Here is a 339-nt window from a genome sequence, read left to right as displayed (position 1 = left end):
AAAATTCAGCAACAGTAAAATCAAACCCACGCTTAGGATTAGTAGGATCAAATACACCTAACGTTAATGATAAAACCCGCATTTCATCAAGCGTCATTTGATAGCTAGCTTCAACAAAACTATTTGCCTTTGATATGGTTAGTTCATTTGACATAAATCCACCTAAAATAAACATTAACAAGACAAATGATAACACTCCAGGAAACAATGGACAACACATTTAAAATACTGTTGTCTATAACAATAAATCTGTTGTCGTTAAACAATAAATCTGTTGTCGTTAAACAATAAATCTGTTGTCGTTAAACAATAAATCTGTTGTCTTATAAATCTCGCAAG

Annotated in this window: 1 protein-coding gene; it reads right to left on the bottom strand. The window is 31.3% G+C overall.

Features of this window, described 5'->3' with window-relative positions:
* A partial coding sequence (locus HSP_RS11680) for a replication initiation protein (RefSeq protein WP_139032676.1) occupies positions 1-154 on the bottom strand: 154 nt, incomplete at its 3' end.
* Between the last annotated feature and the right edge of the window lie 185 nt (positions 155-339).

Origin of the sequence: Haemophilus sputorum CCUG 13788, from assembly GCF_000238795.1 — a bacterium.
Classification (GTDB): Bacteria; Pseudomonadota; Gammaproteobacteria; order Enterobacterales; family Pasteurellaceae; genus Haemophilus_A; species Haemophilus_A sputorum.
Note: the sequence above shows the minus strand (reverse complement) of the source record. Positions and strands in the feature narration are given on the sequence as shown.